This window comes from Streptomyces sp. NBC_01445 (genome assembly GCF_035918235.1).
In the GTDB taxonomy this organism is placed as follows: Bacteria; Actinomycetota; Actinomycetes; order Streptomycetales; family Streptomycetaceae; genus Streptomyces.
In genome coordinates, this window is the sequence record NZ_CP109485.1 from 6,102,628 (window position 1) to 6,119,535 (window position 16,908).

The following is a 16,908-nucleotide window of genomic DNA, read 5'->3' on the forward strand; positions in this document are numbered from 1 at the left end:
GGGCCACGCGGCGCCTTGTCCCCCTCAAGAAGGCGCTCGGTCAGTCGGTAAGCAGTGCGCGACCGTCGTTGGCCGGGTGCACCGGATCGCTCACACTATCCGCCCAGTTCAGCGTCAAGCGACGGCCGTGACAAATTGCACTTCCCTACAACTGGGCAATCCGTCCTATTTCTTTGGACGTGATGCGAACCCCTTGGGTATCGCTTTACCCGCAGGCGTCCTGAGCGGCTGTGTTGCCGCGGAACGTGGGGGCCGGGGTGGGCGATGAGCCGGGTGACGAACCGGACGATCCGGACGACATGGAGGGGTCGCCGGGCTTCTGGGCGCTTCGGTCGGCGCCGCCCTTGCCGTCGTCGAATCCGTCGTGCTCGTACGCCCTGTTGTCCCTGCCCGTGGCGTCCGTGCCCGAGCTGTCCGTGCCGGAGCCGTCGGAGGAACTCTGGGTTGTGCTCTCCCGCGGTGTCTTCTTGGCGACCACGACGGGGGCGTCGGTGCGCAGTCGCGTGAAGAGCTGCTCGGCGGCGGGCTGGACGAGCTGGTCGCGGTTGGCGTTGTAGACGTAGCTGCGCCGCGGCACCGTCAGGAATTGGACGCGTTCGGTCGGAATGTCCCGGATGCCGCGTACGAGGTTGTAGAGGCCGCGCAGACTGGCGAGCCCGGGGTCCGTAGTGAGGGACGAGGTCCCCGCGTCGAGCACGGGGTACAGCTTCGTCGGGTTGAGCAGCACCTGGTTGCTCTGCACTTTGTTCACCAGGGCGCCGAGGAACTGCTGCTGGCGGTCCATCCGGTCGGTGTCGCTGCCGTTGCCGAGACTCTTGCGGGCCCGCACGAAGCCGAGCGCCTGCTCGCCGTCGAGGGTCTGTTTTCCCGCGGGCAGCTTGAGGCGCGCGGCGCGGTCGTTCATGGGCTCCTTGAGGCACACCTCGACGCCGTCGACGGCGTCGACCATGTCCTTGAACCCGCTGAAGTCGACGACCATGTGGTGGGTGATGCGGATACCGGTGAGCTTCTCGACCGTACGGATCGTGCAGGCCGAACCGCCTTGCTCGAAGGCGTAGTTGAACATCGAGAACATGGGGCCGGTGCGGGTGCCGCCGTGTGCGCGGCAGCTCGGTACGTCGACCATCAGGTCGCGGGGCAGCGAGACCGCGATGGCGCTTTTGTGGTCGGCGGATATGTGCAGCAGGATCGTCGTGTCCGAGCGCTGGGTGCCCGAGTCGCGGCCGTACTTGCGGTTGTCGGCGCCGGACCGTGAGTCGGAACCGATCAGCAGGATGTTCTGCGCGCCGGCCACGAGCGAGGTGGGCCGCTCCTTCTCGTAGCGGGCGAGCTCGGCGGCCGCGTCGGTGTCCTCGGTGATGTTCCCCTGGAGCTTCTCGTAGACCGCCCAGCCGGCGCCGCCCGCGGCGAGCACCGCCACTCCGACGCCGATCGCCGTGTACCGCAGCCAGCGCTTGTGCCGCCGGGCCGTGCCCGCTCCCGTGGGGGACGAGCCCGCGCCCGGCCCGTGCATGACCGGCCCCGCCGCGTCGTCGTCGCCGGGGTGCTGTGGTTCCGGGGGCGTGCCTGCGGAATCGGTCACGTGAGTCCACCCCTCATGGCGACGACGGTGCGCAGGTGCGCCCCTTCGACCATGGCCCGGCGCGGCGCCCGGGGCCCGGCGGCCCAGGGGTGGACAGGGCCGAACGGGTGACGCCGGCGGCCCGGGTGTCTCAGCGCGCGGTTGCCGAGACCCGCTCGTTCTCGACCCGCTTGGCCAGGGAATCCTCGTCCAGGCCGTCGAGGTGGCGGCACAGGACGACGGAACCGCCGGTGGCGAGTGGCGCGTAAAGACCCGCGCTCAGACCGCGCCAGGTGTCGTACGGGAGTCCGGACAGCAGGCGCGAGCCGGGGCCCGTCAGGCCGAGGTCCGTGGCGTCGGCCCGCGCTTTCTCGACGACCTCGGCGCCGGTGAGCTCGGCCCCCGCGACGACGAGCGCGGGCTCCTCCGGGTCCACGGGTACGAACGGGGCGAAGCGGTCGCCCTGCCCCGGTACCTCGACCGCGTAGTCGACGAAGCCCTCCGGCGGCTGCGGGAAGCGACCGCCCAGGGGACGCAGCGCGAGCGCCACCCGTTCCCCGGAGCAGGCGCGCGCCTCGTCCAGGGAGTCGGGGCCGCTGACGACGATGTCGGCGGCGGCCGGGTCACCGCCGACATCGGCGACGACTCCGACGGACGCGCACGCGAGCAGCCAGACAGCGCTCTGCCAGTGCGCGGGCAGCAGCAGCGCGAGGCGGTCGCCGGGCTGCGCGGCGAGGTCGCCCTGGAGGAGATTGGCGGTCTTGGCCACCCAGTTGGCGAAGGTGGCCACGGACAGTTCGACACGTTCGCCCGTGGCGTCGTCGTAGAAAGTCACCAGTGGGCGTCCTGGATCGGCGGCGAGCGCGGATCGCAGCAGGTCGGCGGGGGTGCGGTCGGTGGCGTTCACGGGCGCAAGGGTACGCGGGGCGCGCGACGGTGTGGGGCCGACCGGGGGAACCACGCCGTCGTGTCGGCCCGATGAGCCGTCAATTCCCCTGCCCACCAATGACACTTCCCGATGGACAGATATGCACCCCTATGTCCACGATCGTTGGCATGCGTGGATTCCTCATTTCCTCGATCGGCGTCGCGTCCGCGGCAGCCCTCACCCTTCCGCTCGCCCTGTCCTCCGGAGTCGGGGCAGCCACGACCCCTTCGGCCGGCAGAGCCCTGACCGCCGAAGCCGTATCCGGCAGCACCCAGTCGCTCCCCCTGACCGTCCTGCCCCGCGACCGCGGCCTGCGCGCCCCAGGTGAACAGGGCCTGACCCAGCGCGATGTGCACCCCTTCTCGCTCGTCGGCGTCGTCTGGAAAGACCCGGCCCTGGCGCTGGAGGGCAGCGTCCAGGTGCGTACGCGCGCCATGGGCACCGCCCGCTGGTCCGGCTGGCAGGACGTCGAGACCCACAACAGCGACCATGCCCCCGACCCCGGCACGGCCGAGCACGACTCGGGCCGGCTGCGCGGAGCCACCGCCCCGCTGTGGGTCGGCGCGTCCGACGGCGTCGAGGTGCGCGTGCGCCCCCAGGCGGCCCCGGCGCACCGGACCGCCGGATCCTCCGCGAACTCCGCCGCTCAGGCCCCTCTGCCCAAGGGCCTGCGCCTCGACCTGGTCGACCCCGGAGAGGAGCCCCCGCCCGCCGGCGAGCCCGCGCCCGGCGATGAGCCCGTGCCCGGCGGCGCCCCCGCCGAAGCCGCCGGCTCCGGCGTGCTGACCGCCGAGTCCGCCGCCTCCTCCGCCGTCAACGCCGACCTGGCCCCCCTAGGCGCCGACGCCATCCCCGCCCTCACCAAGAAGGAGACCGAGAACGAGCTCATCGAGGCCGGCGGCGGTGAGGCCGACGCGAAGGTCAGCCCCTACATCGGCCCGCGCCCGCGCATCGTCACGCGCAAGGGCTGGGGCGCCGACGAGAAGCTGCGCGAGCGCGCCTTCGGCTACACCTCGAAGGTCAAGGCGACCTTCGTGCACCACAGCGCCACGGGCAACAACTACAAGTGCTCGCAAGCCCCTTCAGTCATCCGCGGTATCTACCGCTACCACGTGAAGAGCATGGGCTGGCGCGACATCGGCTACAACTTCCTCGTCGACAAGTGCGGCAACATCTACGAGGGCCGCGCCGGCGGTGTGGCGAAGCCGGTCATGGGCGCCCACACCCTCGGGTTCAACTCGAACAGCATGGGAGTCGCGGTCCTCGGCACCTTCGGCTCCTCGAAGCCGCCGGCCGCCGCGGTGGACGCCCTCGCCCGCCTGACGGCCTGGAAGCTTGGCCTCTACGGGGTGAATCCGAGCGGTAAGACATATCTCACGTCAGCCGGTGGCAATCTGTACCCCAAGGGAAAGAGCGTACGACTGAACGCGATTTCGGGGCACCGGGACGGCTTCGCGACCGAGTGCCCGGGGCGCCGCCTCTACGACAAGCTCGGCACCGCCCGGTCCACATCGGCCAGTCTCCAGGGCCGCTGACGCCCGGCCGCACCGCACAGTCTGCATACACTGGCCGGCCGAAAGGCAGTTCGACCGGCCCCAGCAGGAAGCAGAGACGACAGGTGACAGAAGCGATCCTCCTGGTCGGCGGCAAGGGCACCCGACTGCGACCGCTCACCGTGAACACACCCAAGCCGATGGTCCCGGCGGCGGGCGTCCCGTTCCTCACCCACCAGCTGGCCCGGGCGAGAGCGGCGGGCGTCGAGCACATCGTGCTCGCCACCTCGTACCTCGCCGAAGTCTTCGAGCCGTACTTCGGCGACGGCTCACGCCTCGGACTGCATCTGGAGTACGTCACCGAGGAGGAGCCCCTCGGCACCGGCGGCGCGATCCGCAACGTCGCGTCGCGGCTCCACTCGGGACCCGCCGATCCGGTCCTGATCTTCAACGGGGACATCCTCACCGGCCTCGACATCCGCGCCCTGGTGGACGAGCACGAGACCACCGGCGCGGACGTCTCCCTGCATCTGTCCCGGGTCGAGGACCCGCGGGCGTTCGGCCTGGTCCCCACGGACGCGACGGGCCGGGTCCAGGCGTTCCTGGAGAAGCCCCAGACGCCCGAGGAGATCGTCACCGACCAGATCAACGCGGGCGCCTACGTGTTCCGCCGCTCGGTCATCGACACGATCCCCACGGGCCGTCCCGTCTCGGTGGAACGCGAGACGTTCCCCGACCTGCTGGCGTCCGGCGCCCACCTGCAGGGCATGGTCGACTCCACGTACTGGCTGGACCTGGGCACCCCCCAGGCCTTCGTGCGCGGCTCCGCCGACCTCGTCCTCGGCCGCGCGCCGTCCCCGGCCGTCCCCGGCCGGCGCGGCGACAGCCTCACGCTGCCCACCGCCTCGGTCGCCCCCGGCGCGAAGCTCACGGACGGCACGGTCGTCTGCGAGAACGCGACGGTCGGCGAGGGCGCCCGCATCTCGGGCAGCGCGGTCCTCGCCGGCGCGACGGTCGAGGCGGGCGCGGTCGTCACCGACTCCCTGATCGGCCGCGGCGCCCACGTGGGCGCCCGCACGGTCCTGACGGGCGCGGTGATCGGCGACGGCGCGACGGTCGGCCCGGACAACGAACTCCAGTCGGGCGTACGGGTGTGGTGCGACGCCCGGATCCCGGCGGCGGCGGTGCGCTTCTCCTCGGACCAGTAGGGGTCCCTCGGACCAGTAGGGGTCGTCTCCTCGGACCAGTAGGGGCCGGCGAGGCCGACCCCCTACGCTGCAAGGAGCACCCCACCACTCGACGAGGACCCCTTGGCCGGCCGATACGCCCCCCGTCCCACGCGCACCACGGTGCGCGGCGGCGAGGCCGTCGTGCCCAAGGCCGTCCTGCCGCGCCCGGCGACCGCGGCGCAGACCCGCCGCTGGACGCCCAAGGGCGCGTTCGACCTGGGCCTGACCCTGGGACCGCTGCGCCGGGGGCCCGCCGACCCCGCCTTCCGCGTCACACCGGACGGCTCTGTCTGGCGGGCCACCCGCACGCCCGAGGGCCCCGGCACGCTGCGCGTGGCTCTGCGCGGCACAGTCGCCGAAGCGGAGGCATGGGGCCCGGGCGCAACCTGGCTGCTTGCCCAACTCCCGCAACTTCTCGGTGAGTCGGACGAGCCCGAGGCGTTCGAGCCGCGCCACCGGCTGGTCGCCCACGCCCACCACTACCGGCCTGGTCTGCGCCTGCTGCGTACGGGTCTGGTCATGGAATCGCTGATCCCGTCGATCCTGGAACAGAAGATCACGACGGAGGAGGCGTACCGCGCCTGGCGGATCCTGCTGCGCACGTACGGCACCCCGGCACCCGGCCCCACCGCCGGGCTCGGCCTCCACGTCATGCCGGAACCCCGTACCTGGTCGCTCATCCCGTCCTGGGAGTGGCACCGCGCGGGCGTGGACAACAAGCGGGCCTCGACCATCCTGCGCGCCGTGAAGGTGGCCCGCCGCATGGAGGAGGCCGCGGCGATGACCCCGGCCGACGCCCGCGCCCGCCTCGAACTGATCCCCGGCATCGGCCCCTGGACCTCCGCCGAGACGGTCCAGCGCAGCAACGGCGCCGCCGACGCCGTGACGACCGGCGACGTCCATCTGCCGGGCATCGTCGGCTACGCGCTCGCCGGCAACCGCGACGCGGACGACGCGGAGATGCTGCGGCTCCTCGCCCCGTACGAGGAGCAGGGCCAGCGCCACCGCGCGGCCCGCCTCATCCTCCTCAGTGGCCGCACACCCCCGCGCAGACAGCCGAAGATGCGCCGCACGAACATCGCCGACTGGTAGGTCCTCCAGGGCCTGTCTTCTTCACCTTCCCGCCTGCCCCGCGCCCCCTCCGTGCGGACGACGGGAATGTGAAGGAGGGCTCTAGCGCACGACCACGAAGTCACCGGCGTCGCGCGCCGGGCGCTCCGCAGGTGCGACGGCCGCGTGCCCCACGGCCACGGCGCCCATCGGGTCCCACTCCTGCGGAAGGCCGAGCACCTCGCGTACGACATCGCGGCAGAACATCGTCGACGACACCCACGCGGAGCCGAGCCGCTCACCGGCGAGCGCGACCAGGAAGTTCTGCACGCCCGCGCCGGCCGCGACCACGAACATCTCCCGCTCGGCGGCGTCCCGGCGCGCGTGCCCGTACGTGTGCGACCCGTCCATCACCATGCACGGCACGACCAGATACGGCGCCTGGCGCAGCACGTCACCGCGGCGCACGCGCTTGGCGACGGACTCCTCGCTCTTGCCGTCGCGCCGCAGATCCTCGATCCACGCGTCCCGCATCGCGTCGAGCAGCCGTACGCGCGACTCCTCGGACTCCAGGAGCACGAACCGCCACGGCGTCGTGTGGTGCGGGGCGGGCGCCGTCACGGCCGCGGCGACCGCGCGCCGCACGGCTCCCGGGTCGACCGGCTCGTCCGTGAAGGCCCGCACCGTACGCCGCTGGGTCACGGCCTCCCGTACGGCCTCGGACGTGCCGAGCCGGAACATGTCGTCCCGCGCTACGCGCACCAGCTCGCGCGCGCCGGTGCCCTCGCCCACCACGTGCGCGAGCCCGCGCACGACGGCGACGGGCAGCCCGGCCGCCTTGCCCTTGACCAGGTCCCCGGCGGCGGCCAGCTCGTCCGCCGTGGCGACGACCGTGGCGCTGAGGGGATTGCCGTACGCGTCCGTGCCGCCGCGCAGGTCGTCGAGGACGTGCACGCCCGCGGCGCCGATGGCGACATCGGTCAGGCCGTTGCGCCAGGGGCGGCCGAAGGTGTCCGTCACGACGACCCCGACGTCCACGCCGAGTGTGTCCCGCAGCCCGTCCCGGATCGCCGCGGCCGACGCGTCGGGGTCCTGGGGCAGCAGCAGCACCGTGCCCGCGGGCGTGTTCGACGCGTCGACGCCGGCCGCGGCCATGACCAGGCCCAGCTTGTTCTCGACGATGCGCAGGGGGCCGCGGCGCGCGACGACCCGTACGGTCTCGGCGTCTATGGCCGCCTCGCGGTCGGTGGCCTCGACGATCCGGCCCTCGGCCTTGCTGACGATCTTCGAGGTGACCAGTAGTACGTCCCCGTCGACGAGGCCGGGCTCGGCGGTGGCGATCAGCTTGGCGAGGTCGTCGCCCTCGCGGACCTCGGGGATGCCGGGGAGCGCCCAGGCACGGAAGGAGGGAGCGGAGGGAGTGTCACTCACGCGCGGACCTCCTCCGCGAGCGTGAGCGCCTCACGCGCCATCTGCGTCGTCGCGTCCAGGTCGGACATCATCAGCGGCACCGCGCGGCAGCGGATGCCCGCCGACTCGACGCGCTCCACCGTGCCGGCGTCCACCGTGTCGACGAGCCATCCGTCGAGCAGCCCCGACCCGTAGTGCTCGGCGACCGCGGCGGCCGTCGAGTCGACACCCACGGCGGCGAGGACCTTGTCGGCCATGCCGCGCACGGGCGCGTCCCCGACGATGGGCGACAGGCCGACAACGGGCACACCGGCTTCGGCGATGGCCTCGCGGATGCCCGGCACGGCGAGGATGGTCCCGACGCTGACGACGGGGTTGGACGGCGGGAAGAGGATGACGTCCGCCTCGGCGATGGCCTCCAGGACACCCGGCGCGGGCTTGGCCTGCTCGGCGCCGACGGGCACCACGGCGTGCGCGTCCACAGAGGCCCGCAGCTTCACCCAGTACTCCTGGAAGTGCACGGCCCTGCGCTCCCCGTCGAGGGTCACCGCCACATGCGTCTCGACGCGGTCGTCGGACATCGGGATGAGCCGCACGCCGGGCTTCCAGCGCTCGCACAGCGCCTCGGTGACCGCGCTGAGCGGATAGCCGGCGCCCAGCATCTGCGTACGGACGATGTGGGTCGCGAAGTCCCGGTCGCCGAGACCGAACCACTCGGGCCCCACCCCGTAGGCGGCCAGCTCCTCCTTGACCAGATACGTCTCGTCCGTACGTCCCCAGCCCTGCTCCTCGTTGATGCCACCGCCGAGCGTGTACATCACCGTGTCGAGGTCCGGACAGACCTTCAGGCCGAAGAGATGGATGTCGTCCCCGGTGTTGCCGATGACCGTGATGACCGCGTCGTCCGGCGCCGCCTGCTTGAGACCGCGAAGGAACCGGGCACCACCGATGCCGCCTGCCAGAACCACAATGCGCATGTGCCCAGCATCGCAGGCGGGTACGACACTTCGTCAGGCGGTCACGGCATCCTGCATGGCGTCGCTGACGCAGCGGGGGGCGTGCATGGGCATCTCGGTGAGCCCGGGGTAGTACACATGGAGGCTGACTGCGGGCTCCAGCGCGTCGTTGACGACCTCGTGGACGTATCCGGGAGCGAAGACGCGCTGTGCGCCGGGCGCGAGGGTGCGGGCGCCGCGCTCCGAACGCTCCGTCAGCTCACCCTGGAGGACGGTCAGTATGCCGGAGGAGCGGCCGTGGTCGTGCAGTCCGCTGCCCTGCCCGGGCACCCAGGACAGCAGCCAGACCTCGTAGCCGGGGCCGGTCTGGAGCCGGTGGTACCAGCGGCTGGTGGCGTCGTACTCGACGAGGTGTTCCCACCGGCCGCGGTCGGCGGCGATGGTGCGGGCCAGGCCGGCGAACTCGGCGACGGTGGCCGGGTGCTCGCGCGCGGGCTGGAGCAGGTGGGGTACTTCGAGGATGTCGCCGGCGATCTGCAGGTCGCTGTCACTGTTCATGGGTACGGGGGCTCCTCGGCGGAGTGCGGAGTGCGGGGTGCGGTGTGCGGTGTGCTGGGGGTGTCGCTGGACGGCGCCCGGCACGGATGAACTGCCGGGGGAGTGGAGCGCGGTGGAGCGAGGAGATTCAGCCGGAGCGCGGTGGGCTCAACAGCTGGGACAGCAACAGCAACAGCGCGCGTGGGCAGCACCGAGGGACCCGGGTCGGGTCACGGAAAGCGCCAAGTTCGCGAGCATGCCCACCAGGACACCGGTTCATTCCTCCTCTGTCAACTAGGTGTCCGGATTGTGGGATATGTTTCACCTCATCCGGTTGTCGTGCCAGGCGAAAGGTTTGTTCAGCTTCCGGCCGGGACACATGGCGCATCAACCGGGCGCACAAACGCCGTCGCGCTCCCGTGATCCGAATGTGATCCGGAACGCTCCGGCGCCGCTCCCGGAACGGGATCAACGCTCCAGGCGTCCTCCCTTGCAGAGGCCCGCGCGAGGTCTGCCGGAGCTCTCGGGGGAGCGACGACCGGGATGGGCCTCTGGCAAGTGTCAAGGTATATGCCGATTTGAACACTTTCCGCATACCCTTGGTTCCGCAGAGTGAATAAGGGACCCAATAGCAGATCTCGGCTTGACTGGCCCGGATCGGCACACTTGTAATTTCACTCGTGTCGTTCAGCCGAAAACGGTAGCGGCAGCATCACGGGGACGCACAGACGGACGAGGGGCGCACTATGACCGAGTCGTTTCAGCAACTGCTGGTCGAGGACGCGGAAGAGGAACTCGGCTGGCAGGAGCGCGCGCTGTGCGCCCAGACCGACCCCGAGTCGTTCTTCCCGGAGAAGGGCGGCTCCACCCGGGAGGCCAAGAAGGTCTGCCTCGCCTGCGAGGTCAGGTCCGAGTGCCTCGAGTACGCACTGGCCAACGACGAGCGGTTCGGCATCTGGGGCGGCCTCTCCGAGCGGGAGCGGCGCCGCCTGAAGAAGGCCGCTGTCTGAGCCGCTGTCAGAGCAGCTGTCTGAAACGACGAGAACGACAGGCCTCGGCAAGGACCGCAGCAGGATCCACTGAGCACCGCCCCAAGGACCGCAATAAGGACGCCGTCCGAAGACTCTTTTCCGCGTAGCGATCGGCCCGTCGCCCTGGGTTGTCCACAGGGGGCGGGCCGCCGTTGTTGTCAGCCGTTAGTGTGGGGCCCCGTCCGAGACGACCCAGCGCCCCCGCAGGGCACGGGCGTCCACCGCAGTCCAACGAACCGGGGCCCGTACCTCGATGTCCGTGCACAGCCATTCGGCAGGCCAATTCGACACTGCCGCAGCCGCGTTCAACCCGGGGCACGCCGCAGGTCCAGACCCGACCCGGCCACCCGAGTTCCCCAGACATGTCGTCACCGCCGTGCTCGTCTCCCACGACGGAGCGCGCTGGCTGCCCGACGTCCTGTCAGGGTTGCTCGGCCAGGAGCGCCCCGTACAGAACGCCGTAGCCGCCGACACCGGCAGCGCGGACGCCTCCGCCACGCTGATCGCCGACGCGATCGGTGACGAGCGCGTTCTCCACCTGGCGCGGCGCACCGGCTTCGGCCAGGCCGTCGACGAAGCGGCGCGTACCGCGGGAGTGCTGACTCCCGAGGAGCTGCCGTACCTCAAGCGCCCCAGCGGCTGGGACCCCGTCAGCCGCACCTGGCGCGACGACGCCTACGACATGCCGGAGCTCCCGCACGGCGAGCCCGAGCAGTGGCTGTGGCTCCTGCACGACGACTGCGCGCCCGAGCCCGACGCGCTCGCCGAACTCCTGCGCGTCGTCGAGAACGAGCGCGAGATCGGCAACGAGGTCGCCGTCGTCGGACCCAAGCTCCTCGGCTGGTACGACCGCAGGCAGCTCCTCGAGGTCGGCGTCTCCATCGCCAACTCGGGGCGCCGTTGGACCGGCCTCGACCGCCGCGAGCAGGACCAGGGGCAGCACGACCACGTGCGGCCCGTCCTGTCCGTGTCCACCGCGGGCATGCTGATCCGGCGCGATGTCTTCGAGCAGCTCGGCGGGTTCGACCGCAGGCTGCCCCTGATGCGCGACGACGTCGACCTGTGCTGGCGCGCGCAGGCCGCCGGCCACCGCGTCGTCATCGCCCCCGACGCCGTCGTCCGGCACGCCGAGGCCTCCTCGCGCGAGCGCCGCACCGTCGACTGCGTGGGCCGCACGGCGACGTCACCGCACAAGGTCGACAAGGCCGGCGCCGTCTACACCCTGCTCGTCAACGCCAGTACGGCCGTGCTGCCCTGGGTGCTCCTGCGCCTCGTCATCGGCACGCTGGCGCGCACGCTCGCGTACCTCGTCGGCAAGGTTCCCGGCCAGGCGCTCGACGAGATCACCGGACTCCTCGGCACCCTGCTGCGGCCCGAGCGGATCCTCGCGGCCCGCCGCAGGCGCGGCAGGGGAGTGGTCGACGCCAAGGAGCTGCGGCCGCTCTTCCCGCCGCCGGGCGCCACGGTCCGGCTCACCGTCGAGCAGGTCGCGGGCAGCGTCTTCGGCGCGTCCGACCCCGAGATCAACGCCGCGGGACGGCACGGCAGCGCCGTCGAGTCCGGCCCCGGCGGCGACGACGCGGACTTCCTGGAGATCGAGCAGTTCGCCCGCCTCAAGCGCATCGCCCGCAAGCCGGGACCGGTGCTCTTCGTAGTGCTGCTGTTCGTCTCGCTCATCGCCTGCCGCGCGCTGCTCGGCGGCGGGGCGCTCGCGGGCGGCGCGCTGCTGCCCGCCCCGGGTGACGCGTCCGCCCTGTGGTCGCGCTATCTCGACGGCTGGCACCCGGCCGGCACGGGCGGCACGCAGTCCGCGCCGCCGTACCTGGCGGTCGTCGCCGCGTTCTCCACGCTCCTGTTCGGCTCGACCGGACTCGCCGTCACCGTGCTCCTCGTCTGCTCGGTGCCGCTCGCCGGCTTCACCGCCTACTTCGCCTCACGCCCCCTGGTCACCTCGCGCCTGCTGCGGGCGTGGGCCTCGGTCGCCTACGCCTTCCTGCCCGCCGCCACCGGCGCGCTCGCCGGCGGCCGGATCGGCACCGCGGTCCTCGCGATCCTGCTGCCGCTCATCGCGCGCGCGGGGTTGTCCGCCAGCGGCTTGATGAACCACGCGGGGGCGCGCGGCAGCTGGCGCGCAACCTGGGCGTACGCCCTCCTGCTGACTGTCACGACGGCCTTCACGCCCATCGTGTGGCCGATCGCGCTCGTCCTCGGCATCGCGCTCCTCGCGGTCCGCCGCGGCGACATCACCGCGTACGGGCTCCGCTTCCTGGCCGCGCTCGGCACCCCGCTCCTGATGCTCGCGCCGTGGTCCCTGACGCTGCTGCCGTTCGGCTTCTTCAAGGAGGCCGGCCTCCCGTACGGCAAGGGGTCGGCGTCCGCGCTCGGACTGCTCGGCGCCTCGCCCGGCGGCTCCGGCACCCTCGGTGGACTGCTGCTCATCGGCATCGTCCTCGCCGGGCTCGCCGCGCTCCTGCGCACCGAGCGCCGCCCCGCGGTCCTCACCGCCTGGGCGATCGCCCTGGTGGCCCTGGTCTTCGCGGCCCTGTCGAACAGCTCGGCCTGGGCCGGACCCGCGACCCTCGTCTACGGCATCGCCCTCCTCGCCGCCGCCGTGCTCGGCGCCGAGGGGGCACGCTCGCGCGTGGCCGAGCAGAGCTTCGGCTGGCGGCAGCCGGTGGCGGCCCTCATCGCGTTCGCCGCGGTGGCCGGACCGCTGCTCGCCGCGGCGGGCTGGATGATCCGCGGGGCCGACGGCCCCCTGGAGCGCCGCGACCCCACCCAGGTGCCCGCGTTCGTCGCCGAGGAGAGCGACACCCAGGACCAGGCCCGCACCCTCGTCATGGACAGCGACTCGGCCGCCAGGGTGTCGTACACGCTGGTCCGCGGCGCCGGCGCGCGCCTCGGTGACGGCGAACTGACCGAGGCGGGCGGCAGCAACAAGAAGCTCGACAAGGTCGTCGCCAACCTCGTCGCCGGCTCCGGCGCCGACCAGGCCGACCAGCTCGGCGGCTTCGCCGTGCGCTACGTCCTCGTACGCGCGGGCGCGCCCCGGCAGATGACCCGCGTCCTCGACTCCACGCCCGGCCTGTCCCGGCTCAGCCAGCAGGACGGCACCGCCCTGTGGCGCGTGGACCGGCAGGTCTCGCGCGCCGCGATCGTGTCCGGGTCCGACGAGCCGCAGCCCGTCGCCGCGGGCCCCGTGGAACTGCACACGAAGATCCCCGAGGGCAAGGCCGGCCGCGTCCTGCGCATCGCCGACACGGCCGACGAGGGCTGGACGGCGACACTGGACGGCGCGCCCCTGACGAAGACGACCGTCGACGGCTGGGCGCAGGGCTTCGAACTGCCCGCCACGGGCGGCCGCCTGGATGTCACCTTCGACGCGCCGATCTCGCACGCGGCCTGGCTGTGGGCGCAGGGCGCGCTCGCTCTCGTCCTCGTGGTGCTGGCCCTGCCGGGCCGGCGCAGGGACGTGGACGACGACCTTCCCGAGGAGCCCGTCGTGCCCGCGCAGGCCGTCGAGGGCGAGGGCCGCAGGGCCCGCCGCCTGCGCGCCCAGGCGGAGGCCGAACAGGCCGCGGCCGAGGGCACGGACGGCGCGGCACCGCCGGCCCCTTCGGAGGAGGAGCTCGCCGCGGCCGGTGTGCCGCAGCAGCCGTCGTACGGCGAGTGGGACTCCCCTGCGTACGCGCCCGCCGACTACGGCCAGTACGCCGAAGGCGACCAGCAGCAGTACCAGGGCGGCCCCTACCAGGGCACGTACGACCAGACCCAGCAGGCGGACCCCTATCAGGCCGACCCGTACCAGGCCGGCCCGTACGACCCGTACGCCTACGGGGGCACGTACGACGCCCAGCAGCAGTACGGGCAGCAGGCCTACGACCCGTACGAGCAGCCGCAGCCGCCGCACGGCACCGACAGTGAGCGCCCCGACGGGAGCCAGCAGTGAACCGCACCACCCTGTCCCTGATCGCCGCGGCCGGGGCCCTCGCCGCCGTCACCGGCTTCGCGGCGGCCACCGCGCCCGGCAGCGGCGACGGCGACTCCGCGAAGGCGGCCGCCCGGCTGCCGGTGGAGCGCTCCAGCCTGCTGTGCCCCGCGCCGAGCTCGTCGGACCTCGCCGAGACCGCGTACACGTCGTACACACCCGCCTCGAAGGAGTCCGGGAGTTCCGGCAAGGCCGCCCTGTCACCCGCCACGCGCGAGCTGACGGACAGTGCCGGGAGCGGCAAGGACAAGGGCAAGGCCGACAAGCCCGTGCTGTCCCCGCAGAAGCCGGGCAAGCCCGTCGCGGGTGAGTCGTCGGGCGCCGAGTCGCCCGCGCTCGTGGGCAGCGCCGACGGGAATCTCGCGCCCGGCTGGACCGTGCAGCAGACGACGGAGGTGGCCGCCGGCACCGGCCGCGGCCTCCTAGGGGTGAACTGCTCGGCGCCCGACACCGACTTCTGGTTCCCGGGCGCCTCCACCGCCAAGGAGCGCAGCGACTACATCCACCTCACGAACCCGGACGACTCGGCCGCCGTCGTCGACGTCCAGCTGTACGGCGCGAACGGCGCCATCAAGTCCGATGTGGGCGAGGGAATCCAGGTCCAGCCGCATTCCAGCGTGCCGGTCCTGCTGTCCACCCTCACCGACAAGCCGCAGACGAACGTCACGCTCCATGTGACGGCCCGCAGCGGCCGGGTCGCCGCCGTCGTTCTCGCCGCGGACGACAAGCTCGGCGGCGACTGGCTGCCGGCGTCCGCGGACCCCGCGGACACGGTCGTGCTGCCCGGCATCCCGAAGGACGCCACGAGCGTGCGCCTGGTCGCCTTCGCCCCCGGCGACAACGACGCGGACCTGAAGGTCCAGCTGGCCTCCCCGACCGGCCGCATCAGCCCGGCCGGGCACGAGAGCCTGCACGTGAAGTCGGGGATGACGGCCGCCGTCGACCTCGGCGACGTCACGCGCGGCGAGGCCGGCTCCCTGATCCTGACCCCCACGGGCGACTCGGCCCCGGTCGTGGCCGCCCTGCGCGTCGTGCGCGGCAAGGGCGAGGATCAGGAGTCGGCGTTCATCCCGGCGACCCGGCCCGTCGGCGCCCGGGCGACCGTCGCCGACAACCGCGCGAAGGGCTCGACGCTGTCGCTGACGGCCCCGGGCGCGGCGGGCACGGTCAAGGTGACGGCGTCGGCGGGCACCGAGGGCGGGACCCCGGTCTCGAAGACGTACACGGTGAAGGGCGGTACGACGACGTCCGTGCAGCCGCCGGTCCCGGCCGGGCTCAAGGGGTCGTACGCGCTGACGGTGGAGCAGGTATCGGGCGGGGAGGTCTACGGCTCGCGGATGCTGGACGTGCCCGACAGGGACGTCCCGGGAGTCCCGATGTTCACGGTCCAGACGCTCCCGGACGACCGGGGGATGGTCTCGGTGCCGCACGCGGACCAGGACCTGTCGGTACTGCAGAAGTGACCGAGGAGTGGCCCGGTCCGCCGGGTCACTCCTCGTCGCCGTAGCGCGGATCCACCGTCTCCGGGGACAGGCCGAGGAGCTCGGCGACCTGCTCGACCACGACCTCGTGCACCAGGGCCGCGCGCTCGTCGCGGCCCTTGGTGCGGATCTCGACCGGGCGGCGGTAGACGACCACGCGCGCGGGGCGTCCCTCGCGGGCCGCGATCGTGCCGCCCAGGGGCACCGCCTCGTCGCTCCAGCCCTCGCCGGCCGGGCCGACCGCGGGCACTTCGAGGATCAGGAAATCGATGTCGGCGAGCTGCGGGAAGCGTCGCTCGAGCCGCTCCACGGAGTCCTGCACCAGATCGGCGAACCCCTCGGCCCGGCTCGCGGAGAGCGGCACCTGAGGAGGGGCGACGGGCCCGCGCATGCCCCTGCCGTGCCGGTCGCGGCGGCGGGGAGGCTTCGGCTCTGCGGCAGGGGGCGGTACGGGGTTCTCCATCACTGACGCAGCGTAGACCTCCCGCCGATGCACCTGCCCGCGCCGGCCCGTACGGAACCGGCATGTCGCTTCCTGACCGATCAAGCCAAACTTGGGCGCGATTCCGCGTCCCTCCCGGACCGGTGGCCTCGCGGCTCCTGTCAGTATTTGCCCCGAGTGGTGACCGCGTTCACCACGGACGCGGGGCGCACCACTCCCGGTCCGCGCAGGTCAGCGGCGCGCTCCCGGAGCCCGGTGTGCGCCGCTGCGCACCACGACACGGTGGGGTGACCTCCCGGGGAGTCGTCGCGGCCCGCTCAAGAGTGCGGTACCGTCCAACGCTGTGAGCCCTGTACGTCGCTGTTCGCGCACCGCTTGCGGCCGTCCCGCCGTCGCGACGCTGACGTACGTCTACGCCGACTCGACCGCGGTCCTCGGCCCCCTCGCCACCTACGCCGAACCCCACTGTTACGACCTGTGCGCCGAGCACTCCGAGCGCCTCACCGCCCCGCGCGGGTGGGAGGTCGTCCGGCTCGCCGACAGCTCCGGCCCCTCGCGCCCCAGCGGCGACGATCTGGAGGCCCTGGCCAACGCGGTGCGTGAGGCGGCCCGCCCGCGGGAGCGCGCGGCCGAGGCGGGCGGCGGCCCCCGCACGGCGGACCCGATGGAGGTCGCGCGCCGCGGCCATCTCCGGGTGCTGCGCTCACCGGACAACTGAGCCGGACGCCGCCCGGCAGCCGGGCCGGCAGCTGGATTCGGACTTCGGTTTCCCCTTTACGGAATCTCCTTCGTCCCACACATT

At 72.7% G+C, this 16,908-nt stretch carries 13 protein-coding genes; 7 read left to right on the forward strand and 6 right to left on the reverse strand.

Annotated elements, in window-relative coordinates:
* Window positions 1–205: 205 nt before the first annotated feature.
* Complete coding sequence (locus tag OG574_RS27865) at window positions 206–1,513, reverse strand: LCP family protein (RefSeq protein ID WP_326778646.1); 1,308 nt, start codon at window positions 1,511–1,513, stop codon at window positions 206–208.
* 199 nt (window positions 1,514–1,712) lie between these two features.
* The gene (locus tag OG574_RS27870; RefSeq protein WP_326775432.1) at window positions 1,713–2,468 is read right to left on the reverse strand and encodes a TIGR03089 family protein; all 756 of its coding nucleotides are present in this window, start codon (window positions 2,466–2,468) and stop codon (window positions 1,713–1,715) included.
* Window positions 2,469–2,617: 149 nt separating this feature from the next.
* On the opposite strand from OG574_RS27870, the gene OG574_RS27875 reads away from it, so the two are divergent.
* From OG574_RS27875 to OG574_RS27885, 3 genes are all read left to right on the forward strand, one after another.
* On the forward strand, window positions 2,618–4,024 hold the full coding sequence (locus OG574_RS27875; protein WP_326775433.1) for a peptidoglycan recognition protein family protein: 1,407 nt from the start codon (window positions 2,618–2,620) through the stop codon (window positions 4,022–4,024).
* Window positions 4,025–4,107: 83 nt separating this feature from the next.
* Entirely contained in the window at window positions 4,108–5,190 is a 1,083-nt protein-coding gene (locus OG574_RS27880; RefSeq protein ID WP_100597960.1) for a nucleotidyltransferase family protein, read from the forward strand.
* 102 nt (window positions 5,191–5,292) lie between these two features.
* On the forward strand, window positions 5,293–6,303 hold the full coding sequence (locus tag OG574_RS27885; protein WP_326775434.1) for a DNA-3-methyladenine glycosylase family protein: 1,011 nt from the start codon (window positions 5,293–5,295) through the stop codon (window positions 6,301–6,303).
* An 81-nt stretch (window positions 6,304–6,384) separates the two neighbouring features.
* Here the strand turns inward: OG574_RS27885 and OG574_RS27890 are convergent, their stop codons facing one another.
* Genes OG574_RS27890 through OG574_RS27900 form a run of 3 tightly spaced genes read right to left on the reverse strand, consistent with a single transcriptional unit; the run spans window position 6,385 to window position 9,185 of the window.
* Entirely contained in the window at window positions 6,385–7,692 is a 1,308-nt protein-coding gene (locus OG574_RS27890; RefSeq protein WP_326775435.1) for a coenzyme F420-0:L-glutamate ligase, read from the reverse strand.
* Entirely contained in the window at window positions 7,689–8,648 is a 960-nt protein-coding gene (gene cofD, locus OG574_RS27895) for a 2-phospho-L-lactate transferase (RefSeq protein ID WP_100597963.1), read from the reverse strand. The genes OG574_RS27890 and cofD overlap by 4 nt, the downstream gene beginning before the upstream one ends.
* Window positions 8,649–8,681: 33 nt before the next feature.
* On the reverse strand, window positions 8,682–9,185 hold the full coding sequence (locus OG574_RS27900; protein WP_326775436.1) for a cysteine dioxygenase: 504 nt from the start codon (window positions 9,183–9,185) through the stop codon (window positions 8,682–8,684).
* A 725-nt stretch (window positions 9,186–9,910) separates the two neighbouring features.
* Here OG574_RS27900 and OG574_RS27905 point away from each other — a divergent pair.
* From OG574_RS27905 to OG574_RS27915, 3 genes are all read left to right on the forward strand, one after another.
* A complete protein-coding gene (locus OG574_RS27905) occupies window positions 9,911–10,174 on the forward strand; it encodes a WhiB family transcriptional regulator (RefSeq protein ID WP_093617031.1) in 264 nt (87 codons plus the stop codon).
* 274 nt (window positions 10,175–10,448) lie between these two features.
* Window positions 10,449–14,144, forward strand: coding sequence for a glycosyltransferase family 2 protein (locus OG574_RS27910; protein WP_326775437.1), 3,696 nt, complete (start codon window positions 10,449–10,451; stop codon window positions 14,142–14,144).
* Window positions 14,141–15,646, forward strand: coding sequence for a DUF5719 family protein (locus tag OG574_RS27915; protein WP_326775438.1), 1,506 nt, complete (start codon window positions 14,141–14,143; stop codon window positions 15,644–15,646). The genes OG574_RS27910 and OG574_RS27915 overlap by 4 nt, the downstream gene beginning before the upstream one ends.
* Before the next feature lie 25 nt (window positions 15,647–15,671).
* On the opposite strand, the gene OG574_RS27920 is transcribed toward OG574_RS27915, so the two are convergent.
* Window positions 15,672–16,127: a metallopeptidase family protein gene (locus tag OG574_RS27920; RefSeq protein ID WP_100597967.1), complete on the reverse strand. Its 456-nt coding sequence runs from the start codon at window positions 16,125–16,127 to the stop codon at window positions 15,672–15,674.
* 322 nt (window positions 16,128–16,449) lie between these two features.
* Between OG574_RS27920 and OG574_RS27925 the strand changes: the two genes are divergently transcribed.
* Window positions 16,450–16,824 carry a DUF3499 domain-containing protein gene (locus OG574_RS27925; RefSeq protein WP_326775439.1) on the forward strand — a complete coding sequence of 125 codons (375 nt, stop codon included), beginning with the start codon at window positions 16,450–16,452 and terminating at the stop codon, window positions 16,822–16,824.
* Window positions 16,825–16,908: the final 84 nt, after the last annotated feature.

Bases quoted from the DNA above. Each gene is read 5' to 3' on its own strand.
- OG574_RS27905 (WP_093617031.1), top strand. From the start codon at position 9,911: ATGACCGAGTCGTTTCAGCAACTGCTGGTCGAGGACGCGGAAGAGGAA.
- OG574_RS27865 (WP_326778646.1), bottom strand. From the start codon at position 1,513: ATGCACGGGCCGGGCGCGGGCTCGTCCCCCACGGGAGCGGGCACGGCC.
- OG574_RS27920 (WP_100597967.1), bottom strand. From the start codon at position 16,127: ATGGAGAACCCCGTACCGCCCCCTGCCGCAGAGCCGAAGCCTCCCCGC.
- OG574_RS27900 (WP_326775436.1), bottom strand. From the start codon at position 9,185: ATGAACAGTGACAGCGACCTGCAGATCGCCGGCGACATCCTCGAAGTA.
- OG574_RS27910 (WP_326775437.1), top strand. From the start codon at position 10,449: ATGTCCGTGCACAGCCATTCGGCAGGCCAATTCGACACTGCCGCAGCC.
- cofD (WP_100597963.1), bottom strand. From the start codon at position 8,648: ATGCGCATTGTGGTTCTGGCAGGCGGCATCGGTGGTGCCCGGTTCCTT.
- OG574_RS27875 (WP_326775433.1), top strand. From the start codon at position 2,618: ATGCGTGGATTCCTCATTTCCTCGATCGGCGTCGCGTCCGCGGCAGCC.